The following is a 23,459-nucleotide window of genomic DNA, read 5'->3' as shown; positions in this document are numbered from 1 at the left end:
GCTGAATTAATCCATTTCGAATAATAAATTTTGGTGAGCAGCACTCAGCTCACGTTGTGCTTTTGAATTCTGTTGTTTTTGAGCCAAAGCAATTCCCTGAGCGTAAATGCTTAAGGCTTTTTCATCTTCCATTAAGTCGATGTACACTTGGGCTGCATGATAATAAGTGGGGAGGTAGTCAGGGAATTCTGAAAGCAGCTTGTCAAAATATTCTTTGGCTTTTTCGGGTGATTCATTCAAATATTCATTGGCCAAAGCGTACCAGTTAAACGGGTCGTTGGGTTCTTCTGCTGCAAACTTTTTTAACATGCTCAATCTCTGTTCGTTCATCGTTTACATTGATTTTTATTTACTTCATTATTGACTATCTTCGGGGCAAATTTAAGGTTTAAGCCTTCTTTTTATATCGTTTCCCTCAAATAAAGGACTTTTTAACTTAAAGTTGAACACAAGGCCAAATGAGGGGTTTATTGTAGAAATTCATTATTCAAAAAATCATAAAGCAAGCATGAATATACTCGTTTGTATCACTCACGTACCTGATACTACTTCGCGCATCGCTTTCACAGAAAACAATACCAAGTTCGATAAGAATGGTGTACAATTTATCATCGGCCCATACGATGATTACGCACTTGCCAGAGCGGTAGAGTTGAAGGAAGCCAATGGAGGTAAAGTAACCGTTTTAAATGTTGGAGAAGCTGAAACTGAACCAACTTTGAGAAAAGCATTGGCCATTGGAGCCGATGAAGCCATAAGAGTAAACGCATTCCCTTCTGATTCTTATTTCGTTGCCAAGCAAATTGCCGATGTTGCAAAACAAGGTGAATATGATTTGATTTTGATGGGCCGAGAGTCGATCGATTTTAACGGTGGCATGGTACACGGTATGGTTGGCGAAATGCTAGGCTTGCCTTCATTCTCTCCAGTAATGGTGTTAGAAATGGAGGGAAATACGGCTAAAATCACCCGTGAAATCGAAGGAGGAAAAGAAAAGCTAGAAGTGAATTTGCCTTTCGTTGCAGGTTGCCAAGAGCCTATCGCAGAATGGAAAATCCCTAACATGCGCGGTATAATGTCGGCCAGAACTAAGCCATTGAATGTGGTAGAGCCTACCGACAATACAAAACTTACTGAGATTGCTCAATATGAATTGCCAGCACCAAAAGGAGCGGTGAAAATGATTGATGCAGACAATGTGGAAGAGTTGGTGAACCTACTCAAAAACGAAGCGAAAGTAATTTAAATCTCCAAAAGCACAGAACATGTCAGTTTTAGTATTTATAGAAACAGAAGACGGAAAAATTAAGAAATCCTCAAGAGAGGCCATTTCATATGGAGCTGCGATTGGGGAAGTAACCGCCATTGCTTTAGGTTCGGTATCGAACGAAGAATTGGCTTCAGCCGGAGTAAATGGTGCCACTAAGGTATTACATGCTGCTGATGAAAAACTTAATGCGGGTTTGATTCAGCCATATACAGAAGTAATTGCCAAAGCATTTGAAAGTACTGGTGCCGAAGTATTGGTAACCGCAAAATCATCATTAGCAGATGCCGTTGTAGGTAGAGTTTCAGTAAAATTAGGCGCTGCGCTAGCTTCCAATGTATCTGAATTACCAAAAACGGATAGCGGTTTTGTAGTGAAACAAAGCATTTACACAGGTAAGGCTTTTGTAAACACTACTTTAACTACCGACAAGAAAATATTAGCCATAAAGAAAAATGCGATTGAGCTAAAAACAGATGGAGCAGCAGCTTCAGTAGAGGCTTTTGATGTGGCGCTCGATGACGCATTATTCGGTGCAAAAATCACTTCTTCCGAAAAAGCAGAGGGTGATGTATTGTTGCCTGAAGCAGATATCGTAGTATCTGGTGGTCGAGGATTAAAAGGCCCTGAAAACTGGGGTATTATTGAAGACTTGGCGAAAACGCTTGGCGCAGCTACAGGCTGTTCAAAACCAGTTTCGGATATGGACTGGAGACCTCACCATGAGCACGTTGGTCAAACAGGTGTAAAAGTGAGTCCTTCATTGTATATCGCGGTAGGTATTTCTGGCGCTATTCAGCATTTGGCTGGTGTTAACTCTTCAAAATACATTGTTGTAATCAACAAAGATGAAGAAGCACCGTTTTTCAAAGCTGCTGATTATGGTATTGTTGGTGATGCTTTTGAAGTATTGCCTAAGTTGAACGAAGCCCTTAAAAAAGCTTTAGCCTAGTTTTCTACTATTTTGAAAAAAATACAAATCGAAATCCTGGGTCTTTCCTCCAGTCAGTCGCAAACTTCTGGCTCTTTCGCACTTGTGCTCGGTGAAGTGGAAGGCGAAAGAAGATTGCCCATTATTATCGGGATGTTCGAGGCCCAAGCCATTGCGCTGGAAATTGAAAAGATTGTTCCTAACCGCCCAATGACGCATGATTTATTTAAATCATTCGCTAATGGTTTTGGCTTTAGTGTCGAACATATAATCATATCCGATTTAAAAGAAGGAGTGTTTTTTGCCAAAATCGTTTGTACCGATGGTATCAAAACCATCGATATTGATGCAAGACCCTCTGATGCCATTGCCATTGGAATCCGATTCGATGTTCCTTTCTATACTTATGAAACTGTGCTTTCAGAAGCCGGAATCATACTTACTGATGAGGAAGAAGTAGCCGAGGACATGGAAGACGCTCCGGTTGTAGAAAAGCCAAAAGGAGATCGATTGCAAGATTTCACCTTAGATAAGCTTCAGCAAATGCTGGATGAAGCCTTGGGTAATGAAGATTACGAAAAGGCGGCTAAGATTAGGGATGAAATGAATAGAAGAAGCTAGTAAAATATATAAAGCCTTTCTGAATAAAATCGGAAGGGCTTTATTGTGTTTAATAAGTTCTGTTAACTTTAACAGGCTGATCTCTTGAGTAATTCTTTCGAGGTCACAATGGAGTGGTTTTTAAGTCACTTTTTTAATATCAGAAATTCACATGTGAGCAGTTAATCATGGCCATTGTAAGAGGAGTAATTGGATTGATAGTGTTAATAGGAATTGCCTATTTACTATCAAGCAGAAGAAAGAAGGTTGATTGGAGATTAGTAGGGGTTGGAGTCGTTATACAATTAGTAATTGCGCTGCTTATTTCAGAAGTAGGCTTTATTCAATTGGCATTCGATAAAGTGAGTCAAGCTTTTGTTACTTTTTTGGGCTTTTCGCTTAATGGTGCTGAATTTTTGTATGGTGATTTGGCAAAAAATAGCAGTGCTACAGAAGGCGTAAATCACAGTTTGGGTTTTCTCTTTGTCTTTCAAGCTTTGCCCACTGTAATCTTCTTTTCTGCGGTTACAGCAGGTCTATATTACTTGGGAATCCTTCAAAAAATCGTTTATGGTTTTGCATGGATCATGGCCAAAACTATGCGTTTGTCAGGTGCTGAATCAATGTCTGCTGCCGGAAATATCTTTCTAGGTCAAACCGAAGCTCCGCTTTTGGTAAAGCCTTTTATCGGTAAAATGACCAACTCTGAATTGCTCTGCTTAATGACAGGCGGAATGGCTACTATTGCTGGATCAGTATTGGGAGCTTATGTGTCCTTTTTGGGAGGAGGAGATCCAGCCCAACAAGCCAAGTTTGCCACCTATCTTTTGAGTGCATCTATTATGAATGCCCCTGCGGCCATTGTAATGTCTAAAATATTCTTGCCAGAATTAGAGCCAGAAAAGATCGATTCTCGATTGAAAGTGAATAAAGATCAGATTGGTGTTAACGTGATTGATGCCCTGGCTGGTGGCGCATCGGACGGAATGAAATTGGCGATGAACATCGCTGCTATGCTGCTCGCTTTTATCGCAGTAATCTATTCCCTTAACTGGGTTTTGGTAGACGGAATTGGTGCTTGGACAGGTTTAAATACATATGTGGTTTCAAGCACAAACGGTGTGTTCAGTGGTTTTAGCCTTGAGTACATATTGGGTCAGGTTTTTAGGGTGTTTGCTTTTATAATGGGGGTAGAATGGTCTGAAACCCTGCAAGTAGGAAGCTTGATTGGTCAGAAAACCGTAATCAACGAGTTTGTGGCTTATTTAAGTTTGGCCGATATGAAGGCTGCTGGTGATCTTAGTGAGAAATCCATAATTATCGCCACTTACGCGCTTTGTGGTTTTGCGAACTTCTCATCCATCGCAATTCAAATTGGAGGTATTGGTGGTTTAGCGCCAAATCGTCAAGGAGATTTATCGAGGCTGGGAGTTAAGGCATTAATGGCCGCAACCTTGGCCACCATGATGACCGCAACAATTGCAGGTGCGCTGTTTGGCTAATTTCAAATACTGAGATGAAAGAAACCTATCATGTTTTAGGTTTGATGTCGGGCACATCATTGGATGGACTGGACATGGCTTATTGCTCTTTTTGGAAAGAGAATGGTCGATGGCGCTTTTCATTGAATAAATCTACTTGTATAGAATATTCTCCTGATTTTCAAGAGAAGCTTAAGCACTCAATTGAGCTTTCTGCTTTAGATTTATTGCTGCTCAATAATGAATTTGGCAAGTGGATGGGTGAGCAGGCTAAGGTTTTTATAGCCGATAATCAGTTAGAAGTTGATTTTGTTTCCAGCCACGGGCATACCGTTTTTCACCAAATAGACAAAGAACTCACATACCAAATAGGAGCAGGACAGACATTGGCCAATGCTGCTGGTCAAAAAGTGATTTGCGACTTCCGTACGCTCGATGTAACACTCGGAGGACAAGGTGCGCCTTTGGTACCCATAGGCGATGAACTCCTTTTCTCTGATTATGATTTCTGCTTGAATTTGGGCGGTATTTCTAACGCTTCCTTCCGAATCAATGGAATGAGGAAAGCCTTCGATATTTCGCCTGCTAATATGTTGTTAAGCTATATATTGAAATCAACAGGAAAGTGTTTTGATGATGAGGGCAAAATGGCGCGTTCTGGTAAATTGGTTAAACCGTTATGGAATGCGCTAAATGCATTAGGCTTTTATCAGCAGCCATTCCCAAAGTCGTTGGGCTATGAATGGTTCAGAGATGAAATGATGCCTATGATTGATGATTCGCATGCGAATGTTGAAGATCAATTGCACACAGCGGTACATCATATCGCTTTCCAGATTAGTGAAAGCTTAAAGCCTTATGCAGCAACGAATAGCAAAATGTTGGTGACGGGCGGAGGAGCTAAGAATCTATTTCTCATAGAAATGATTCAGCATTATTTAGGCAATTCAATAGAAGTAGTAATTCCCGAAACCTCAGTAATCGACTTTAAAGAAGCCATCGTTTTTGCTTTTATGGGCGTGTTGAGAAGTGAGAGAGAAATTAATTGCCTAAGTTCTGTAACGGGTGCTTCGAAAGATTCATCTTCTGGTGTAATTTTCTATCCTTGGTAAAATCTCTTTAAAATTACTTTCCGAAGGTTTTTATGAAGGCTTTTCCAAAAGCCAAAATAGGGGTAGAAGACATTATTTTCATTTCTTCGGCTAGATTGGTTTCCTCATCTAAAAATTTAAATACGGCTTTCGCACCGTTTTTCTCAAACAGGTCAGAGAATATTTGAGCCCCAGAATGTCGGCCACTCTTCAATACATTTAACAATGTACTGTCATATTTTAGAAACCTCTTTTTCTGATGAGGTAAATCTGCTAACGGATCTTTTTGCTTGGCTAGATTACTCGCCATCTTCTTTAAGATGTGCTGTGATCGCAAAAAAGTATATCCAGTGGAGGGTTTTGCAAAACCACCACTAATACCAATGTTGATAATTTTACCATCCTTCGCTAGAAAAGGAAAGTCAGTCATCGGAATCACACCAAACTCTTCTTCCAAAACCTTGTAATCCTCTATTTTTAGAAAATTGTTGAGATAGTCATCCAATCCTAAATCATACGCTTCGGGTTGAAGCAATTGTTCACTAAAAATGGTGTATTCCACCAAGGCCTCATTTGGAGAAAATGGAAGTACATAACCAAATCGGCAGTCGCCTTTTTGATCTATTCTGAAATCCATGTAGGTCATTGCTTCGGCATCGAAGTAAGGCTCGTCAGTTTGTATAAACCGTCCTTTAAAATGCTGTAAAAACTGTACGTGCTTGGGGGGAATATTGAAGTCTTTCAGCCCTGTAATGCTGTTGAAAATCATATTTCCCGAATAGATTTCGGTGCTTGTTTTCACAATTCCTTGAGGATCAATTTCAATAATATTTTCCTTAAGCCAAGTAAGATTATTGAATTTACTCAACTCAAATTTCATGAAATCATAGAAATCCTTACCTCTTATCATTTTGTATGAGTAGGGCGAAAGGGCAAATGTTTGACTGTAAGTGGGGCCATGAAACGAAGCTTTGCTCCACTGTTTGCAAACAAGGTTTTCGAATAGATTTGCGTCTTTTTCCCAGAAGCACCAAGTACGATCATTTGTCGATTTATCGTCCTTATCGATAATAAGTATGGTTTTTTCACTATTTTCGTGTGCCAACAGCAAATAAGCGAGGGTCAATCCCGCTGCTCCACCTCCCGCTATTATATAATCGAATTGCTTCATTAACTATGTAAACTTAAAGTATAAAACTATGTTTTGGTCATTTATAGCGTGGAAAATGACCGAGTAGATTCTTTGTTGAAGGATTAAATTAAATTGTTAGGTTTGAGGCCTAACAGCACATTAGTAAATCTGGGAAACCCTTTAAGGGACTAATGAATTGTAAACCTATCATATTGCTCTGCCTTTGCAGTGTCCTCTTTTCATGTACAGAGAGGTTAATATGTCCTGCGTATCAAACTTCTCTAATTCTAGACAATGATTACCGCCAACAGATGTTTTCACCATTTACTGTTTTTGAAGGCGATACCATTCCAAAAATGCCTTATGGCTTTGTAAAAGATAGAACTGATGAATTAGATGAATCTTTTTATGCCGCTGCTGAAGGTAAGGGATTTAGAGTTCAAAAGGGACGAGCGTATTCTATGGAGAAGGAAGGCTTTGAGTATAGTAATCGAAAGCGCTCATCATTTATTGCCAGAATTTGGTCTAGCCCCGAAAGACCTGTTTTAGAAAATCCATATCTCCTTGATCGAATTTTAAAGAAACGTCCCTTTTACAAGTTAGACATTGTAGTGCCAGAGCTTATCCATATTGGTATTCTTGATTCCCTTGAAACGGAAGTGCAAGCCCTAAACGATACGATGGCCTTAGATTCTGCGGCTAAAAAGAAGGTGGTTACAGAAACTATTTTAACCACTCCTGAAGGCTATAATGGCTATAATGTTGACCAGCTCAATTACAATAAAAAGTTCGGTCATTTGTTCCCTCAGCCTCTTCCTCCTCCAGACCCAATAGATTCTGTAGCGGATAAAAAGGCTTTGAAAGACGCTGCAGCAGCAGATACACTTTCTACTGAAAAGAAAGGTGTTTTTGGTATGTTTAAGAAGAAGGACAAAGCAGCCAAACCTCCTAAAGAGAAAAAGAAAGACAAGAAGAACAATGAGGAAGCGATAAAGGAGGAAGAGGTTGGTAACGAATAGATGTTCTGAAGTCCGGTTTATCCTCCAATTTTCACTGAAGTCATAGTCAAAGAACCAGCTATCGACTTGTCGTTGAACAGTGATACAGGCTCATTTTTACCTTTCAATGCCAAGGTGTAAAGTAAAGGGAGATAATGCTCAGGAGTTGGAATTGAAAGTTCAAAAGCTCGTCCATTCGCCTTGTAATTAATCAATGAATCGTGGTTGCCATTCAGAATAAAGTCATTCATTTTTTCTTTGGCCTCCAAAGCCCAATCGTGGGCATAGCCAACGGTATTAATTTGGTTCCAAGCTACTAAGCGTAAATTATGAACCATATTTCCGCTTCCAATAATCAGAACACCTTTTCGCCTTAGTACAGATAACTGCTTCGCGAGGTCATAGTGGTATTGAGGAGGCTGATTATAGTCTAAACTCATTTGAATCACTGGCACATCTGCGTTGGGGTATAGGTGTTTTATCACACTCCAAGCGCCATGGTCGAGCCCCCAATCATGGTCAAGTCCAATGGCTGTTTTTGTAACAATTCTTTTGGTTTCTTCCGCCAGCGCTGGACTTCCAGGGGCTGGGTATTGCACTTCAAAAAGTTGTTTTGGGAAGCCTCCAAAATCATGAATTGTTTTAGGATACCCCATGGCGGTAACAAAAGTGCCGCTTGTTTCCCAGTGGGCTGAAATACAGAGAATGGCATTAGGCTTAGGGATTTCTGTGGCTACTTTCCTAAAGCCTTCCACGAACTCATTTTCTTCAATGGCATTCATTGGGTTTCCATGCCCAAGGAAGAGTACAGGCATTTTCTCTGTATTGGAAAAAGATGAGGAAATTTTACTGAGTTCGTTAAGTTTCATTGCCATTCCGTGTTAACATCATTAAAGCTAAATGAATTCACTTAAACCCACCACAATGGATAATGGCAATTATAATTCCATGTGTAAAATAGGGTAGGGCTTGCCTGTGCCATCGAGTTCAGAGCGGCCAATGATTTTGAAACCCATATTTTGGTAGAATCCAACAGCTTGTTCGTTGTCTTCATTTACATCTACCTTGGAAGAATGAAGTGTTCTAATAGCATATTGGGCAAGTATTTTCCCAATTCCTTTACCACGAGCGTTTGGGTGAATAAAAAGCATTTCAATGTTTTGTTCTGCAACCCCAATAAAGCCAATTATGTTATTGTTGCTATCGCGAACGCAGCGTAAATCAACAGCTTTTAAATACTCATTTAGAATCAAAGGTTTGAAATAGAGAATATCTTCTTTTTTCAGAAAATGGTGAGTAGCCCTAACTGAAGCTTCCCAAACATCAACAATCGCAGGGAATTCGTATGGTTGTACAAAGTCAACTTTAAGCTCCATTTTCCCTACAATTCTTTCAACTCTTCTATAAAACCAGCTGATAAAATCGGGAATCGGCACCAAGTACGCGGGTCCACATTGAATTCATCTAAGTGAAACGCAGGGGCAAGTCGCTCTCTTTTCCATTGGTTTCTACTCCATAGTTTGTAAAACTTGATGATATGATCTTTTAAAAGATTTTCATCTTCAAGCTCTTTCTTTTTTAGTTTTTCGAAAACCTCTTTGGGTGATTGATGATCTCGAATGGCCAATTGCTCAATGGCGAGCAAAATAGGGTAAGGCATTAAATCATCCTCATCGGTTTGATGCTGGTCTTTTGGCCTTAGTTCAGCTGTTGGCGCTAGGGCATTAATCTTGGATAAACCAGTATAACCCAATTGTTCTTCTGCATAAACTAACCACTTTCTGATAAAGACTTTGTCTACACTTGATATAGGAGCTAGGCTACCGCTGGTGTCTCCATCCATCGTGGCGTAACCCACACTGCCCTCACTTCGGTTCGAAGTAGTAAGTAGCACTCTATTCTTAATATTAGCGAGCATCCATATAATAGGGCTTCTGGAGCGGGCCTGAATATTCTGAAGCGTGATGTCGTCAGTTTCCCAATTCAATTTTCTCTCGATGGCCGTTTCTATGGTCGAAGTATAATTCTCAACAGCCTTGTCGATTGTCCAATGATAGAAAGCAGCTCCTATGGAATTAGCAAGTTCTTGAGCCGCATTTAACGTATCATCCGATGAATTAACCGAGCCTTGGTAGGCTGTGGCGAAAATTTCACCAACGATTTCTTTTTGACTCTTTCCTTCTAAATCCAGTCGGTTAATGCTTTTCAGAAACGCTGATTTTCCTAAAGTTTCAATGGCTCTTTTTACCATTTCAGCTACCAGTACCGCACAAGTAGCCGAGTCAGCTCCACCACTTATTGATAACGCATAGCCATTGCTTCGGCTTTTTCTTAAATAATCATACAATGCTAAACCAGCGGCTTTAGGGAACTCAATTTCCTTTGGGTCTATTGGGCTAACATTGTGTGGCTGCGTGTTTCCTTGTGAGTTTACGTCTGCCCAAATGACCTGATGTGGCTTGAAAGAAAGCAATTCATTCCTTAAAATGAGTTCCCCATTTTGGGCAATCATCATTTCCCCATCATAAATCATTCTGCCAGCCTCGTTCCCCAATAGATTGGCATACACATAAGTGCACTTAAAGTCTGTTGAAGATTTTTTAACCAAGTCAATTCGTTGCAAAGTTTTCTCCATTGCAAAGTGGCTAGCACTTGGGTTGAGTATTAGGTTTACTGCTTTTTCACAAAGTCTGTGTGCAGGGCGTACAACACCCCTCCAAGCATCTTCACATATTTCGAAGCCAATTTTCCAATCTTTATAATCGAAAGTAAGGTCACCGATAGGATAATTTTTTCCGCCTATTTCAATTTCCAGCACTTCCCCAATTGGCCATGGAGTAAACCATCTAGGTTCGTAGTGTACTCCGTCAAGCGCCATATACTGCTTGGCATACACGCCTAAAATTTCTTGGTTGTAAACTACTACAGCACAATTATAAAGTTTACCACCAAAATAAAGGGGAAGGTTGAAGCTGGTGAAAAGGCCTTTGGTTTCGGCAATAAGTTCAGGAAGAAAGGACTTGGCTTTTTCTGGAAGCCAATGACTCAGAAAGAGGTCTTCACATCCATAAGAGGTTACCGATAGCTCAGGAAGACATAAAATTTCAATTCCTTCATTCCGGGCTTCATTTAAAGCCTTTTTGAGTTGAAGAATATTGTTCGTCCAGTCGAGAGGGGTTTGGTTTACTGTGGCAGTACCAATGCGATAGATTCCCATTTATTCAATTTCAAGTGAAATGCATGCCTCACGGGCTGCATCTTGCTCTGCTTTCTTTTTGCTTAAACCATGCCCCTTGGCTATTGGTTCGTCATCAATTAAAACTTGAATTACAAACTCTTTAAAGTGGGTTTTTTCCTTGGTTTCAAGCAGTTCAAAGCTAGTGGTTTTCCCATTCTTCTGCGACCATTCTATGAGTTTGCTCTTATAGTTTTTTGTGGTGCTGATAATTTCCTCAATATCGAAATGGGGAATGAGGAGTTTGTTGACGATAAATTTTTGAGAGCGATTAAAGCCTTGATCAATATAGACAGCGCCAATGAGAGCTTCTAATGTATTGCCATATATGGATTTATGTGAATTTGGGGTTTTTCTTCTCGTATCGAATTGAACAATGTGATTTACTCCGATTTTTCGAGCGAGAAGGTTTAAAGAGTCTCTGCTTACAATTCTAGATCTTATTTCGGTAAGAAAACCCTCGTCTTTGTAAGGGTATTTTTTGAAGATGTAATTAGCGACTACAAGCCCTAAAACGGCATCGCCCAGGTACTCTAACCTTTCGTTCGACTCTTTCACTCCGTCTTTTACCGATTTGGCCACAGATGTGTGTTGGGTCGCAATTTTGTAAGGTTTTAAATTAAAAGGCTTACTGCCCACAATTGTTTTAATTGAGGCAATAAGCTTTTTATCTTCTTTTGAAAGGGTTTTAAATTGGGTTAACCACAACCGCACTTTCAATCCAGTTTTCTAAATACAACTGATGTATTGTGACCACCAAAGCCGAAAGTATTACTCAAACAGGCATTGATTGTTCTTTCCTGAGCTTTATTGAATGTAAAATTCAACTTAGGATTGAACTGGTCATCATCAGTAAAATGATTGATGGTTGGAGGAACAATTTGATGTTCAATTGATTTTATTGCTGCAATCGCCTCAATAGCTCCAGCAGCTCCTAAAAGGTGGCCTGTCATCGACTTGGTAGAACTGATGTTCAGGTTATAAGCATGCTCACCAAATACTTTTTCAATAGCAATCACTTCACTCATATCTCCCAAAGGAGTAGATGTTCCATGAACATTGATATAATCAATTTCCTCAGGCTTCATTTGAGCATCTTCAAGTGCATTAATCATCACACTTGTAGCCCCTAAGCCTTCAGGATGTGGTGCGGTTATATGATAGGCATCAGCCGACATTCCACCACCAACAATTTCTGCATAGATTTTGGCTCCACGTGCTTTCGCATGCTCATATTCTTCAAGAATTAAAGCCCCAGCTCCTTCTCCCAAAACAAAACCATCTCTGTCTTTGTCAAAGGGTCTTGATGCTGTTTGCGGACTGTCATTTCTCTCAGAAAGTGCTTTCATAGAGTTAAATCCACCCATTCCTGCTTCGGTTACAGATGCTTCTGAGCCACCAGTAATCATCACTTTAGCTTTCCCTAATTTAATATAGGTCATAGCGTCAATCATGGCGTTAGTAGCTGATGCACAAGCTGAAACTGTTACAAAGTTAGGGCCGCGAAAACCGTATTTGATTGAAATCATACCCGCAGATATGTCTGCAATCATTTTTGGAATAAAGAAAGGATTGAACCTTGGGGTACCATCACCTTGAGCGAATGACATTACTTCATCCTGAAAGGTTTTAAGTCCTCCAATTCCTGATCCCCAAATTACTCCTGCTTTGGATAGGTCAATAGACGCTAAGTCCAAGCCTGAATTTTCAAAAGCTTCAGTAGCCGCAACCATTGCGAACTGAGTAAAGAGATCCATCTTACGAACCTCCTTCCTGTCGAAATAATTTAAAGGATCGTAATCCTTTACTTCGCAGGCAAACTGAGTTTTGAATTTTTCTGGATTGAAACGGGTGATAGGCCCAGCACCACTTACACCTTTAATTAGGTTATCCCAATATGTATCAAGATTGTTCCCTAAAGGTGTTAGTGCGCCAAGGCCTGTTACTACAACTCGCTTTAATTGCATATAAGAGTAGTAAGTAAAACTTATTAATTGCTAACGTTAGCTTCCAGGTAAGAGATGGCATCACCTACGGTGCCAATGTTCTCTGCTTGATCATCTGGAATTGAAATGTTGAATTCTTTCTCGAACTCCATGATTAACTCAACAGTGTCAAGTGAATCTGCTCCAAGATCATTAGTGAAGCTTGCTTCGGGAGTCACCTCTGATTCTTCTACTCCTAGTTTATCAATGATGATATCCTTTACTTTTGATGCAATGTCCGACATTTTGGAAAATTTTAGTTAAAACGTGTTGCAAAGAAATGCAAATTAACAATAATGTCAAACATATTTTTTAATCTTGTCGTAGGTACTTTGAGTGTTCAGAAACCTGTTTTTTTAGCATCTATGGCAAAAAATAAACTTGAAATTTCTTATGAGATCGATTTTGAGCTGATAGCGATTAATGCCAGTGTTAAGGAGTATAAACTTGCTTGGATGTTAAACAAAACCCTAGGGTGGAATTTGGTCAAAAATGAGAATATCAAACTGGATTTTACAGGAAATAGAGGGATGTTGATCTCAAACTATTTGTACCAAACTGAGTATCAGATTTTCAGACTAATCAGGAATAGAGCGATTGAGGGAGAGGAGCAATATAATGCCTTTATTATTCCTGAGTTAAAGAATTTCGACTTTTTCATTATGATAGAAAATGAATCTGTTGGTTTTGACCTAAATACTTTCATTTCAAAAATCAAAGAAATACCTTTCGTTCAATTCGCGGTGTTAATGGATGCTGCGACATTAAAGTCTAAGGACAATTTAATATTTTAACATGGGTTATAATAAGAATATCAATAAAGCTAAAATTGTGGCCACGGTAGGTCCCGCAAGCGACTCTAAAGAGATGCTAAAGGAATTGATCTATGCGGGGGTAAATGTTTTTCGCTTAAATTTTTCGCATGGAGATCATGCAAATAAGTCTCAAATAATAGAGAGGATAAGAGAACTTAATAATGAGTTAGGTACCTATTGCTCTATACTTCAAGATTTGCAAGGGCCTAAAATAAGGGTAGGTGAAATTGAAGGCGGTGAAGTATTAATTACTGCTGGCCAAGAAATAGTGATTACCACCGAACAGATGGTGGGGAATAGCAAAAAAGTTTCTACTGTTTACGAAAATCTATCTACTGATGTAAGTATTGGTGATATGATTTTGATTGATGATGGTAACCTAGAGCTTACGGTTAAATCGATTAATGGTGCAGATGTTACCTGCGTTGTTAAATACGGTGGAATGCTGAAATCTAAAAAAGGAATTAACCTTCCATTCACAAAGGTATCTGCCCCTTCTCTTACTCCAAAAGATATTGAAGACTTGGCATTTGGCCTTGAAAATGATGTTGACTGGATTGCTTTATCTTTCGTTCGACATGCTGATGATATTCGCGATTTAAGATCAAGAATTCAGGTGGCTGGTAAGGATTGTAGAATTATAGCTAAAATTGAAAAGCCAGAAGCGCTTCAAAATATAGATGAAATCATAGCTGAATCCGATGCGCTAATGGTTGCTCGTGGAGATTTGGGAGTTGAAATCGTTATGGAGGAAGTGCCAATCGCTCAAAAAATGATTGTTGAAAAGTGCAATTTGGCTGCTAAACCAGTAATCATTGCAACTCAAATGATGGAAAGCATGATTTACAATCCACGTCCTACTAGAGCCGAAACGAACGATGTTGCGAATGCTGTGTTGGATGGTGCTGATGCATTAATGCTTTCTGCAGAAACTGCTGCTGGTAAATACCCAGTACAGACTATTAAGAGTATGGCAAAGACTATTGCCTCGGTGGAATCATCTGCTCAAAGTATTTACAGTAATTTTTATGAGCCTTTAGAGTCAAGTGATACTTATATGAATGATAACATTATGTTGTCAGCTTGTCGTTTGGCAGAAAGAATCGAAGCTACTGCGGTTTTGGGAAATACAGTATCAGGTTATACAGCTTTTAAACTATCCTCACATAGACCAAAGTCACATATCTTCATTTTCACTCCGAAAAAGAGTTTGTTGACGAAGTTGGCTTTGGTTTGGGGAGTTAGAGGCTATTTTTACGATAGCCAAGAGTCTACGGATCAAACGTTTAAAGATCACGAAAATATTCTCAAGGCAAACGGACATTTAGAGAAGGGAGATGTATTTATTACCACCGCGAGTATGCCTATTCGAGAAAGAGGTAGAACCAATATGTTAAAGCTTAATATTGCAGATTAAGCTTCTGTTTGTGGCCCTTGAGAAGGAACCATTATTACCTTTTCTTGAGCCACAAATACTTGCCCTGGAGCCGTGCCTTTCTTTTTTCGCACATGTTTAACAGGCGTATAAATAACCGGTACTAATGTATCGGTTTTTCTTTTTGAATAGTAGGCGGCAAATCCAGCGGCTCGTTCAATAACAGATGTTGGAATGCTTTTACCTGCCTGATGTTTAATCAATACATGAGAGCCAGGAACATCTTTGGCATGTAGCCAAAGGTCTTCCTTGAACGAGTGTTTCAAAGTGAGCTCATCATTAGATTTTGCATTTTTACCTACCCAAACCTGATAGCCCTGAACCATAAAGGTTTTGTAAGGTAAATGAACTTCTTGGTTGCCCTTATTTCCAGCCAAGTCGCTACTTTTTATGATTAACCTCAGGGCTTTGAGGTTTTCGGTTTTCTCAATTGCTTCTTTCTGGTTTTGAAAATTAATTAGCTGTTCTTCTTTATTTAAAATGTTTTCCGTGAGTTTTTCAACTTCGATTTTTCTATTCTTCGACTTACGGTAATAATTTTCAGCATTTTTTTGTGGAGAAAGTAACTTGTTGAGCTTAATGTCAATATTCTCGTTTGTGTAGAAGTTGAATAGGTTAATCGTTGTTTCTCCTGAAGGAATTGCGTGAAGGTTAGCCATAATAATATCCGCAATTTGGTTCGGTGCAGTGGCTGATTCAAGCTTATCTAATTGCTGTAGTGTTTTATGAATGTAGCTTTTGGCTTGACTGATTTTTTTATTGAGCAGTTGTATGGCGCTGCCTTTTTCTTTTTCAAAAAAATACTCGGTGTGAAAAACCTGATAAAAACGATTTAGTGCTTCTACAGGGTCGGTTGAAAGTACCTCTTTTATTGTGCCGTATTCAATTAAACTTAATGACGGTCTTCCGTTGATTTCAGTAATATAAAATGGGCTAGTTTCTAGTTTATGAACCAACTCTGATAACTTGCTCCACTGCTCGGTAGCAGTGAGTTTATGAAAATTGCCTGCCAAAAGGTGTTCCTTGATGAGTTTCCCAAATGTGGGGTAGAACTTGCTGTAGTCAGGTTTGGTCAAGTAAAGAGCTTCTGAGCGGTCGATCGGTCTTTCTAAAGAAGAGAGGGTAATCGACTTGTCTGCTATTAACTTCTTTTTAAATAACTGAGGGTTTTGACCTTTGGGAATTAAGATAATATTAGATCTATTTCCGTGCATTTTGAAAAGTAGCACAGCGCCATTTTTAAAGCCAATGTGAAAGGCCCTTTCATTTTCGTATTGGTGAATCGATTGAACCTTACATCGAACCAAAAAAGGGAAAATGTCAGCACTGTTTCGTTTACTTCGAGCAAAGTTTTTAGGAAAAGATAGGGCTGTGAAATCACTCTGAAGCGTGGCTCTGAGATAAAAACTGTTCTTGTCTTTTAATAAAAAGCCTAGAATTAGTTCGTCTTTTTCTTGGCTAAAGGATTCAACTAACTCTGCTCCCAGAAGTAATTGCTCTAGAGATTTTGAAAGTCTTTTTAAAACGTAATAATTAAGGTGCACTAGATTTCGATTTTTAGCCCATCGTAAGCTATTTCGATATTTTCTGGCAGAAGTTTCTCTGTTTTTTTATGAGTACCCATTCTATGACTCAAATGTGTGAAATAAGTGTGGTCTGCATTGATTTCTTTAGCTAAACTAATGGCTTCATTCAGGGTCATGTGGCTAAGGTGTTCGTCAATTTGAAGTGCATTTATCACTAAGGTTTTTGAACCCCTTATTTTATCCTTTTCTTTGTCAGAGATCGTTTTGGCGTCTGTTATGTAGGTAAAATCTTTAATTCTAAATCCAAAAACAGGTAGCTGAAAATGGGATACTTCAATAGGAGTAATTTTTGTTTTTTCTATAAAGAAAGGCGAGTTGTCGATTTCTTGAATTTCAACCCTAGGAATACCTGGGTACTTATTTTCACTGAAGATATAAGCAAACTCCCTTTTCAGTTGTTCTACCACATTTTTTCGGGCATAAACAGGCATATCCTTTTTTTGAAGAAAGTTGAATGACCTAATGTCGTCCATGCCAGCCGTGTGGTCTTTGTGTTCGTGTGTAAAGACAAGAGCGTCTAATCGAGTGATGTGCTCCCTAAGGATTTGCTGTCTAAAGTCAGGGCCAGAGTCAAAAATTATACTTAATCCGTCAACTTCTACATGGATGGAAGTCCTAAGTCTTTTGTCTCTAAAGTCAAGCGAACGACAAACCTCACAGGTGCATCCAATTACGGGAATTCCTTGAGAGGTTCCGGTGCCTAAAAAAGTAACTTTCACAGATCTATTTCAGTTTGAGACAACTCCATTAAGAGCTTTCGGTTCTTTTCGTTGAGCTTAGATTTGTCTATTTGAACGGACTTCAGTATGTCAATTAGGCAAGAGATTTTACCTTCGGTAGTGTAGTATTTATTAACGATTGCTATTTTGGTGTCATTCAAAAGGCAGTAACCTGATTTGAAACTGCCTTTCTCATAACGTAATATGTAGTCAGATTCAGCGAATATATCTTCGAGTTTGCTCAAAAATTGTTTCGTGTACCTAATAGTCATTCAGCAGAAGCGGTGTATTTTTTTACCAATTCGATGAGCTTATCGTAATCCAATGGTTTTTGCATATACTCATTGATTCCGGCCTCGAAAAAAGTACTTTCAGGAAGGTTTTTAGCATTTCCTGAGATACCAATAATAGGCACTTTTCCCTTTTTGTTTTTAATGGATCTGATCTTTTTCGTGGCTTCTAACCCGCTTAATACTGGAAGGTTGAAGTCCATTATAATCAGGTCGTAATCACCTTTTTCATATTTATCCAAAACGCTTTGTCCATCTTTGGCAGAGGTGATTTTGCAGTTTTCGAAAAGCAGGATTTTTTTCAAAAGGTTTTGAATTACGGAGCTGTCTTCCGCAACGAGTACGTTCTTATAATCCACTTCAGTCATTTAGTTTAAGTTTAGAATTCTTCCGTAATTACTTACGAAAGTGGTGAATAAAGCAAGTAATTGCCGTAAATAATTTTCTAAATCTGTTGTTTTATGATTTTTTATTTCGATTTCTGCCTTTTCAGAAAACTCGGCAATGGGAGTCAGTCCTAAAGATGCCGAATTTCCCTTGATGGTATGCAAGATACTTAAAATTTTGTCAATATCATTTGATGCAACGTGAGATTTTAACTGCTCTATGGCCTCGTTCGTCTCTGTTTCAAATTCTTTATATATTTCTAATAGCTCTTTCTGAGAAGCATATTTTTCGAGCTCTTTAATTGTTTTTATATCAATCAATTCTGCATCTGATAGCCTCAGAGCTTGATTTGAAGCAGATTTTTCTTCCCTCCATTTCTGAAGAAGTTCTCCGATTTGATCCTTGAAAATGGTGGCTTTTATGGGTTTTAAAAATAGTTCATCAAAACCTAGTTGTTTGAATGAGGTATTTCCAAAATCGTCTGAAAAACCAGTGACGGCAAAAATCAGTGAAGGGTAATCGGGGTGTCTTTCCTTAATAAGATTTAGGCATTCAAAGCCATCCATTTCCGGCATTTGAATATCCATAAGTATAACATCTGGAATGTGATTTTCAAGAAATTTCAGGGCAATATGGCCGCTTGAAGCTGATAACAATTCTGTATCTTCGTCCGATAAAACGGAACGTAAGTATTGACGATTTATGTCATTATCGTCTACGATGAGTATTTTTCTGCTCAAAATGGGATGTCTAGGTCGAAGTCTGGCAAGTTTATTCATTAATTATGACGATTCAAATAGGAGGTGTGATTAAGTTTAACTTTTTAATTTGTGTGGTTGGTCCCACGGCTGTAGGGAAAACTGCGCAATCAATAATCTTGGCTAAAAACCTTGAAAGTGAAATTGTTTCGGCTGACTCACGACAGTTTTATAAAGAATTAGAAATTGGTACCGCAAAGCCTAGCGCTGAAGAGCTTTCTACTGTAAAGCACCATTTGATCAACTCGTTGTCAATTCATGATCATTATGATGTTAGAAAATTTGAAAACGATGCTTTGAAAATTTTAGACGATATTTTTTCCACAATTAAAACTGCTGTTATGGTGGGCGGTTCAGGGTTGTTTGTTGATGCAGTTTGTTATGGATTGGATGAGTTACCACAAGTATCTTCTGAATTAAGAGATGAACTAACTCACGAACTCAATACGAATGGGCTTCAATCGCTTGTGAATGAATTAATGGAGTCAGACCCAGAGTATTGTAAACATGCCGACCTTAAAAACCCACAACGTGTAATTCGAGCTTTAGAGGTTGTTCGCTCAACGGGAAAACCCTTTAGTAGCTTCAGAACTGGTAAGAAAGTAGACCGACCGTTTCATGTAATTATGGTAGGGCTAGAAATGGAGCGAGAAAAGCTGTATGAGCGAATTGATTTAAGAATGGATCAAATGATCGAAAACGGTCTGTTTGAAGAGGCTGAAAAATTCTATACAGAACGTAATCTTAATGCACTTCAAACAGTGGGGTATAAAGAAATTTTCGGCTATTTGGCCGGAGAATACGATAAAGAAGAGGCCACCCGATTGCTCAAAAGGAATTCAAGAAGATATGCCAAACGCCAAATGACTTGGTTTAAGAAAAACGAGCAAGTCAAATGGTTTGAAGCTACTGACAGCGAAGGCGTGTTAAAATATGTATTGTCTGAAATTGAATCAAAAAGTCTTAAATCCGAAAAGTGAGGCCACCATTTTATTTGCTGGAGAAGCTATAAATCTATTGTATTCTCCTGAAGTAGTCCGCAGTTTACGTAATAATTGTTTCTGCTCTTCATTCAATCGCTGAATTTGGGTAGACAATGGTTTGTCCGATATTTGAGGAGCAACCAAATTAATTTCATCAATCAACGCCTCTTCTTTATTAAAGCTTTGAAACCTATCAGTTGATGTCTTTTTCAACTGCATGGCCACTTCCGCCAATGGAGAAACCTCGTTGCTGTTGTGGTAACCTAATATTAACTGTTTTCTTTCACGGCTTACCTCCTCCATTCTGTCAATGGTTTTGGTAATGTTAGCTTTTCTAGGTTTTATTTGATTGTATATGTAAATCGAAAATAGAAGGGTGAACCCTAATAATGCGACTATAATTGGCATGTAACCCATTGTTGTTTGTTTTGTATTTGACCTAATTTGTTCGAAGTAAATTTTTTTTGAGAACAAAAGCAAAGTTAACCCTTAATAGCGGCTTAATACCCCATTGTTTTATGTCATTATCGGTTTTCTTATCATATTTGACCAATGACTGATTCTGTCAATAAAAAAGTTTTGATTGTTACCTATTACTGGCCGCCAAGCGCTGGTGGTGGAGTGCAACGTTGGCTTAAGTTTTCTAAATACTTGCCTGAATACGGTTGGGAACCAGTGATTTTTACGCCTGAAAATCCTGATTTCGATTTGAAAGATGAATCTTTGACCAAAGATGTTTCTTCACAAACCGAGGTCTTAAAATTCCCCATTTGGGAACCTTATTCAATATTCAAAAAGCTTTCTGGAAGAAAAGAATTAAAACAAGGTCAGGTACTAGAAGGAGGGAAGAAGGGCTTTATGTCACGCTTAGCCATTTGGCTTCGAGGTAATATTTTTATTCCTGACCCTAAGGTGTTTTGGGTAAAACCTTCGGTTGATTACATCGCTTCTATTTTAGAGAGTAACAACATACAGACCATAGTTACCACCGGGCCACCTCATTCTATGCATTTGATTGGGCTAAAACTCAAGATGAAAAATCCAGCCATCACTTGGGTAGCCGATTTCCGTGATCCTTGGTCGAAATGGGATATTCTTCAGAAATTCAATATGACTGCATTGGTTTGGCGGAAACACAAGAGCTTAGAGCAGCAGGTAATACGCGCGGCCGACTGTGTGCTGACTGTGAGCGAAAGTTGGAAGAACGATTTTGAAGACTTAGGAGCCAGAAGAGCAAAAGTGATTACCAATGGTTTTGATGATGAAGATTTTAAGACTTCCGTTTCAGTTACAAACTCAGATAAATTTAGAATTAGTCATGTAGGCATGCTCAATGTTTTCAGAAATCCAGAATGGTTTTGGAAGGCGCTGAATGAAATGGTTGCCGCAAACGAATTTGATAACGATTTAGAAATTGAGTTTGTGGGAATTCTCAGCGATGATGTGCTGGCTACATTTCAAGATCATACTCATCTCGCTCCACTTATTCAGAAGTATAATTATTTACCTCATTCGGAAGTGCTACAGAGGTACAGACAATCTTCTGTACTGCTATTGCTTCAGAATAACTCTGAAAATGCCAAAGGCCATTTGCCAGGTAAGTTCTTTGAGTATTTAGGAGCCGATCGAAGAATACTTTGTGTTGGGAATAAGGAAAGCGATTTGGCAGAAATTCTTGACAGGACAAAATCGGGAAGCGTGTTTGAGCAGACAGATGCAGATCAGTTAAAATCCTTTTTAAGAGAAACCTATCAAGATTGGAAGAATGGAAACTTAAATTCTAATGTCGAAGGAATAAGTGAGTTTGGAAGACGAAGCCTCACCCAAAAGTTAAGCGAATTATTGAATACTTTAGGTACTCGCTAAGCCTTCTTAAAACGATTTACAAAGCCAAATACGAGGCTATTCACCTCTTCTGAAACCTTGAGCCCAATGGTGAGCCCAACAAGTAGAACACTAATAACGGTGGAGCGGATAAGGATATCTAAAAGTGTTAGTTCCAGTGTAGGAATCCATTGATTTACCCAAAGTACCAAACCAATAATAGCTAGTAATTTGATGCTTCCCATTGAAAACGGTTGAATTTTAAATTTCACCCAAACGAATAAAAACTTACTTAGGTTAAAAGTAAGCATGGCTAAAAACGAAGCTATGGCAGCTCCTTCAATTCCATATTTTGGAATCAATAATAAATTAAGCACAATGGTAAGCATGGCTAAAATACCCACTGCAACTACATTGAATTTGTAGTGTTTGGACATTACGATGATCTCTCCATTGGTGCCGAAAATCATATCGCTTAGCTTTCCTAAGCCTATAAACAATACCACGTTAATGCCTTGAATGTAAATTTCTCCATTGGGAATAAATGAATAGAGGTTTTCAAGGTTTGCCCAAATACCAATAAGCAGCAAGCTTCCGATAATCATTTGGTTAATAGAGGTCTGCTTATATAATTTCTCTACAGCAGGCATATCATTCTTCTCGAAGGCTTGAGAAATAAGTGGGGCAGAAATTTGAGTAATAGAACGTTTAGGCATTTCAATCACCACCCCAATAAAAAAGGCAACTGTGTAAATCCCTGTGGCATCTAAGCCCAAAGCTCCGCTCACCATAATACTATCAATTTGTAGCACGATTTGCGTACCGCCTGCGCCAATCATCATATAAACCGCATAGGTCATGATTTGCTTCAGTAGCGCTGTGTTGATGAATTTAAAGTTGAAGCTGAGCTGAAAAGCCTTAAGCTGGCGTAGATAAAAAATAACGGTGATCACCATCAGCAGGTAGGCGGCAGATAGCCACTGAATAAGTCCATTAAAAGTGATGATGTTTAAGGCATAAAGCGCAACAAGAACAGTGACGGAAAGCCTGAGTTGTATGTCTCGAATTAGTGTAGGAATAACAATTTTTAGAAGGCTACGGCAGTAGCCTTCCAACAATTGAAATTGAATTAGTATAAAGCTAATCAGTAGAGTAATTCCGAAATACTCAATAAACAGCCCTGACTCTTTGGCGAAGTAAGCGGTTATTTCGGTTTTGAACAGAAAGGTAAATGCGGCAAATAAAACGAAGCCAAAAACTCCTCCTAAAATAATAAAGCTCAGAAAGCCCTTTTGATCTTTCAGTTTTGGAAAGAACTTGACCAAAGCAGAGCCCAAACCAAATTGCCCAAAAGTAGCCATCAAAAAAGCACTGCTCTGAATTAACCGGAAGAGGCCAATTTGGTTGGTTTCAAGAAAATAAGGGAAAAGCCAAAGTACATTGATGTAACCAATCAGCACCCCAAGGTAGGCGATGATTGAAGAACGAATGCTTTGTTTAATTACGATGCCCAAGAAGCTAGATTTCCGGCAAAAGTAATGTTTTTTGATGTCATAGGCTTTATGGTAGGGGGGTAAGTTTGGTTCAGAATCAAATATTTAAAAAATGATATGTTAGATAGATACAGGAGATATGATCTTTATTAAAAATGATTTCTATAACGATTAATCTAAACTTATTGAGTGGTAATAGCTATAAATAACTATTTTTGAAAGGACACTAACCTTATGCCATGAAGCTTGCTCTTAAATCTGTTGTTTTTTTTCTGCTTTTGGGAACATTTTTTAATGATAGCTTTTCCCAAACTCCCTTGCCAATAGCAGTATCTGTTGAGGTTTATGCTGGAACGATGTCCTCGAGCGGTAATGTTGGAGGCAATAGACTTACTGCTCGTTTGAATGAACCAATAGATATGGTTTACGATGCTTCAGGTAATTTGTAT

Annotated in this window: 26 protein-coding genes; 11 read left to right on the top strand and 15 right to left on the bottom strand. The window is 38.8% G+C overall.

Annotation, left to right across the window (positions count from 1 at the left end; genetic code table 11):
• Nucleotides 1-6: 6 nt before the first annotated feature.
• The gene (locus AWW67_RS06320; protein ID WP_062300740.1) at nt 7-330 is read right to left on the bottom strand and encodes a tetratricopeptide repeat protein; all 324 of its coding nucleotides are present in this window, start codon (nt 328-330) and stop codon (nt 7-9) included.
• Nucleotides 331-508: 178 nt separating this feature from the next.
• Between AWW67_RS06320 and AWW67_RS06315 the strand changes: the two genes are divergently transcribed.
• The 5 genes from AWW67_RS06315 (at nt 509) to AWW67_RS06295 (ending at nt 5,391) form a co-directional block, all read left to right on the top strand.
• Nucleotides 509-1,246: an electron transfer flavoprotein subunit beta/FixA family protein gene (locus AWW67_RS06315; protein WP_053223299.1), complete on the top strand. Its 738-nt coding sequence runs from the start codon at nt 509-511 to the stop codon at nt 1,244-1,246.
• Between the two features lie 19 nt (nt 1,247-1,265).
• Nucleotides 1,266-2,219 (top strand): electron transfer flavoprotein subunit alpha/FixB family protein, encoded by a 954-nt coding sequence (locus AWW67_RS06310; RefSeq protein ID WP_062300739.1) that lies wholly within the window; start codon nt 1,266-1,268, stop codon nt 2,217-2,219.
• A 12-nt stretch (nt 2,220-2,231) separates the two neighbouring features.
• Entirely contained in the window at nt 2,232-2,819 is a 588-nt protein-coding gene (locus AWW67_RS06305) for a bifunctional nuclease family protein (protein ID WP_053222994.1), read from the top strand.
• 167 nt (nt 2,820-2,986) lie between these two features.
• Complete coding sequence (locus tag AWW67_RS06300) at nt 2,987-4,300, top strand: NupC/NupG family nucleoside CNT transporter (protein ID WP_062300738.1); 1,314 nt, start codon at nt 2,987-2,989, stop codon at nt 4,298-4,300.
• Nucleotides 4,301-4,314: 14 nt separating this feature from the next.
• Nucleotides 4,315-5,391 (top strand): anhydro-N-acetylmuramic acid kinase, encoded by a 1,077-nt coding sequence (locus AWW67_RS06295; RefSeq protein ID WP_062300737.1) that lies wholly within the window; start codon nt 4,315-4,317, stop codon nt 5,389-5,391.
• 13 nt (nt 5,392-5,404) lie between these two features.
• Here AWW67_RS06295 and AWW67_RS06290 read toward each other — a convergent pair whose 3' ends face one another.
• Nucleotides 5,405-6,541: a lycopene cyclase family protein gene (locus AWW67_RS06290; protein ID WP_062300736.1), complete on the bottom strand. Its 1,137-nt coding sequence runs from the start codon at nt 6,539-6,541 to the stop codon at nt 5,405-5,407.
• Nucleotides 6,542-6,813: 272 nt separating this feature from the next.
• On the opposite strand from AWW67_RS06290, the gene AWW67_RS06285 reads away from it, so the two are divergent.
• Complete coding sequence (locus AWW67_RS06285; RefSeq protein ID WP_062300735.1) at nt 6,814-7,521, top strand: hypothetical protein; 708 nt, start codon at nt 6,814-6,816, stop codon at nt 7,519-7,521.
• A 17-nt stretch (nt 7,522-7,538) separates the two neighbouring features.
• On the opposite strand, the gene ygiD is transcribed toward AWW67_RS06285, so the two are convergent.
• From ygiD to AWW67_RS06255, 6 genes are all read right to left on the bottom strand, one after another.
• A complete protein-coding gene (gene ygiD, locus AWW67_RS06280) occupies nt 7,539-8,369 on the bottom strand; it encodes a 4,5-DOPA-extradiol-dioxygenase (RefSeq protein ID WP_062300745.1) in 831 nt (276 codons plus the stop codon).
• Between the two features lie 69 nt (nt 8,370-8,438).
• Nucleotides 8,439-8,876, bottom strand: coding sequence for a GNAT family N-acetyltransferase (locus AWW67_RS06275; protein ID WP_062300734.1), 438 nt, complete (start codon nt 8,874-8,876; stop codon nt 8,439-8,441).
• 5 nt (nt 8,877-8,881) lie between these two features.
• Nucleotides 8,882-10,717, bottom strand: a complete 1,836-nt coding sequence (nadE, locus tag AWW67_RS06270) for an NAD(+) synthase (RefSeq protein ID WP_062300733.1) — start codon at nt 10,715-10,717, stop codon at nt 8,882-8,884.
• Nucleotides 10,718-11,449, bottom strand: a complete 732-nt coding sequence (rnc, locus tag AWW67_RS06265) for a ribonuclease III (RefSeq protein ID WP_260311344.1) — start codon at nt 11,447-11,449, stop codon at nt 10,718-10,720.
• Between the two features lie 2 nt (nt 11,450-11,451).
• Nucleotides 11,452-12,702: a beta-ketoacyl-ACP synthase II gene (fabF, locus tag AWW67_RS06260; protein ID WP_053223002.1), complete on the bottom strand. Its 1,251-nt coding sequence runs from the start codon at nt 12,700-12,702 to the stop codon at nt 11,452-11,454.
• A 23-nt stretch (nt 12,703-12,725) separates the two neighbouring features.
• Nucleotides 12,726-12,965 carry an acyl carrier protein gene (locus tag AWW67_RS06255; RefSeq protein ID WP_053223003.1) on the bottom strand — a complete coding sequence of 80 codons (240 nt, stop codon included), beginning with the start codon at nt 12,963-12,965 and terminating at the stop codon, nt 12,726-12,728.
• 51 nt (nt 12,966-13,016) lie between these two features.
• Here AWW67_RS06255 and AWW67_RS06250 point away from each other — a divergent pair, with 51 nt between their 5' ends.
• Together AWW67_RS06250 and pyk are read left to right on the top strand one after the other, a co-directional pair.
• Nucleotides 13,017-13,514, top strand: coding sequence for an IPExxxVDY family protein (locus AWW67_RS06250; protein WP_053223004.1), 498 nt, complete (start codon nt 13,017-13,019; stop codon nt 13,512-13,514).
• 1 nt (nt 13,515) lies between these two features.
• On the top strand, nt 13,516-14,952 hold the full coding sequence (pyk, locus tag AWW67_RS06245) for a pyruvate kinase (protein WP_062300730.1): 1,437 nt from the start codon (nt 13,516-13,518) through the stop codon (nt 14,950-14,952).
• Here pyk and AWW67_RS06240 read toward each other — a convergent pair.
• From AWW67_RS06240 to AWW67_RS06220, 5 genes are read right to left on the bottom strand one after another with little or no spacing between them, the layout of a single operon-like run.
• A complete protein-coding gene (locus tag AWW67_RS06240; protein ID WP_062300729.1) occupies nt 14,949-16,514 on the bottom strand; it encodes an NFACT RNA binding domain-containing protein in 1,566 nt (521 codons plus the stop codon). The genes pyk and AWW67_RS06240 overlap by 4 nt on opposite strands.
• A complete protein-coding gene (locus AWW67_RS06235; protein ID WP_053223007.1) occupies nt 16,514-17,275 on the bottom strand; it encodes an MBL fold metallo-hydrolase in 762 nt (253 codons plus the stop codon). Before AWW67_RS06235 ends, AWW67_RS06240 begins: the two co-directional genes overlap by 1 nt.
• The gene (locus AWW67_RS06230) at nt 17,272-17,547 is read right to left on the bottom strand and encodes a hypothetical protein (protein ID WP_053223008.1); all 276 of its coding nucleotides are present in this window, start codon (nt 17,545-17,547) and stop codon (nt 17,272-17,274) included. The genes AWW67_RS06235 and AWW67_RS06230 overlap by 4 nt, the downstream gene beginning before the upstream one ends.
• On the bottom strand, nt 17,544-17,933 hold the full coding sequence (locus AWW67_RS06225) for a response regulator (RefSeq protein ID WP_053223009.1): 390 nt from the start codon (nt 17,931-17,933) through the stop codon (nt 17,544-17,546). The genes AWW67_RS06230 and AWW67_RS06225 overlap by 4 nt, the downstream gene beginning before the upstream one ends.
• Complete coding sequence (locus AWW67_RS06220; protein WP_053223010.1) at nt 17,934-18,731, bottom strand: Hpt domain-containing response regulator; 798 nt, start codon at nt 18,729-18,731, stop codon at nt 17,934-17,936.
• 5 nt (nt 18,732-18,736) lie between these two features.
• Here AWW67_RS06220 and miaA point away from each other — a divergent pair, with 5 nt between their 5' ends.
• Nucleotides 18,737-19,690, top strand: coding sequence for a tRNA (adenosine(37)-N6)-dimethylallyltransferase MiaA (miaA, locus tag AWW67_RS06215; protein ID WP_062300728.1), 954 nt, complete (start codon nt 18,737-18,739; stop codon nt 19,688-19,690).
• Here miaA and AWW67_RS06210 read toward each other — a convergent pair.
• Nucleotides 19,664-20,110: a hypothetical protein gene (locus AWW67_RS06210; protein ID WP_062300727.1), complete on the bottom strand. Its 447-nt coding sequence runs from the start codon at nt 20,108-20,110 to the stop codon at nt 19,664-19,666. The two genes, miaA and AWW67_RS06210, sit on opposite strands and share 27 nt — an antisense overlap.
• 135 nt (nt 20,111-20,245) lie before the next feature.
• Between AWW67_RS06210 and AWW67_RS06205 the strand changes: the two genes are divergently transcribed.
• Complete coding sequence (locus AWW67_RS06205; RefSeq protein WP_062300726.1) at nt 20,246-21,559, top strand: glycosyltransferase family protein; 1,314 nt, start codon at nt 20,246-20,248, stop codon at nt 21,557-21,559.
• Here the strand turns inward: AWW67_RS06205 and AWW67_RS06200 are convergent.
• Complete coding sequence (locus AWW67_RS06200) at nt 21,556-23,031, bottom strand: oligosaccharide flippase family protein (RefSeq protein WP_062300725.1); 1,476 nt, start codon at nt 23,029-23,031, stop codon at nt 21,556-21,558. The two genes, AWW67_RS06205 and AWW67_RS06200, sit on opposite strands and share 4 nt — an antisense overlap.
• 218 nt (nt 23,032-23,249) lie before the next feature.
• Between AWW67_RS06200 and AWW67_RS06195 the strand changes: the two genes are divergently transcribed.
• Nucleotides 23,250-23,459: hypothetical protein (locus AWW67_RS06195; RefSeq protein ID WP_141655390.1), on the top strand; the 210-nt coding region annotated here is incomplete at its 3' end.

The organism is Roseivirga seohaensis, from assembly GCF_001592945.1.
GTDB lineage: Bacteria > Bacteroidota > Bacteroidia > Cytophagales > Cyclobacteriaceae > Roseivirga > Roseivirga seohaensis.
Note: the sequence above shows the minus strand (reverse complement) of the source record. Positions and strands in the feature narration are given on the sequence as shown.

What these genes read in the sequence shown, in the direction of transcription:
- miaA (WP_062300728.1), top strand. Translation starts at nt 18,737, where the DNA reads ATGACGATTCAAATAGGAGGTGTGATTAAGTTTAACTTTTTAATTTGT.
- AWW67_RS06205 (WP_062300726.1), top strand. Translation starts at nt 20,246, where the DNA reads ATGACTGATTCTGTCAATAAAAAAGTTTTGATTGTTACCTATTACTGG.
- AWW67_RS06315 (WP_053223299.1), top strand. Translation starts at nt 509, where the DNA reads ATGAATATACTCGTTTGTATCACTCACGTACCTGATACTACTTCGCGC.
- AWW67_RS06320 (WP_062300740.1), bottom strand. Translation starts at nt 330, where the DNA reads ATGAACGAACAGAGATTGAGCATGTTAAAAAAGTTTGCAGCAGAAGAA.
- ygiD (WP_062300745.1), bottom strand. Translation starts at nt 8,369, where the DNA reads ATGAAACTTAACGAACTCAGTAAAATTTCCTCATCTTTTTCCAATACA.
- AWW67_RS06230 (WP_053223008.1), bottom strand. Translation starts at nt 17,547, where the DNA reads ATGACTATTAGGTACACGAAACAATTTTTGAGCAAACTCGAAGATATA.
- AWW67_RS06250 (WP_053223004.1), top strand. Translation starts at nt 13,017, where the DNA reads ATGTCAAACATATTTTTTAATCTTGTCGTAGGTACTTTGAGTGTTCAG.
- AWW67_RS06290 (WP_062300736.1), bottom strand. Translation starts at nt 6,541, where the DNA reads ATGAAGCAATTCGATTATATAATAGCGGGAGGTGGAGCAGCGGGATTG.
- fabF (WP_053223002.1), bottom strand. Translation starts at nt 12,702, where the DNA reads ATGCAATTAAAGCGAGTTGTAGTAACAGGCCTTGGCGCACTAACACCT.
- AWW67_RS06295 (WP_062300737.1), top strand. Translation starts at nt 4,315, where the DNA reads ATGAAAGAAACCTATCATGTTTTAGGTTTGATGTCGGGCACATCATTG.
- AWW67_RS06275 (WP_062300734.1), bottom strand. Translation starts at nt 8,876, where the DNA reads ATGGAGCTTAAAGTTGACTTTGTACAACCATACGAATTCCCTGCGATT.
- AWW67_RS06255 (WP_053223003.1), bottom strand. Translation starts at nt 12,965, where the DNA reads ATGTCGGACATTGCATCAAAAGTAAAGGATATCATCATTGATAAACTA.
- nadE (WP_062300733.1), bottom strand. Translation starts at nt 10,717, where the DNA reads ATGGGAATCTATCGCATTGGTACTGCCACAGTAAACCAAACCCCTCTC.
- pyk (WP_062300730.1), top strand. Translation starts at nt 13,516, where the DNA reads ATGGGTTATAATAAGAATATCAATAAAGCTAAAATTGTGGCCACGGTA.
- AWW67_RS06310 (WP_062300739.1), top strand. Translation starts at nt 1,266, where the DNA reads ATGTCAGTTTTAGTATTTATAGAAACAGAAGACGGAAAAATTAAGAAA.
- AWW67_RS06300 (WP_062300738.1), top strand. Translation starts at nt 2,987, where the DNA reads ATGGCCATTGTAAGAGGAGTAATTGGATTGATAGTGTTAATAGGAATT.
- AWW67_RS06285 (WP_062300735.1), top strand. Translation starts at nt 6,814, where the DNA reads ATGTTTTCACCATTTACTGTTTTTGAAGGCGATACCATTCCAAAAATG.
- AWW67_RS06210 (WP_062300727.1), bottom strand. Translation starts at nt 20,110, where the DNA reads ATGGGTTACATGCCAATTATAGTCGCATTATTAGGGTTCACCCTTCTA.
- AWW67_RS06225 (WP_053223009.1), bottom strand. Translation starts at nt 17,933, where the DNA reads ATGACTGAAGTGGATTATAAGAACGTACTCGTTGCGGAAGACAGCTCC.
- AWW67_RS06220 (WP_053223010.1), bottom strand. Translation starts at nt 18,731, where the DNA reads ATGAATAAACTTGCCAGACTTCGACCTAGACATCCCATTTTGAGCAGA.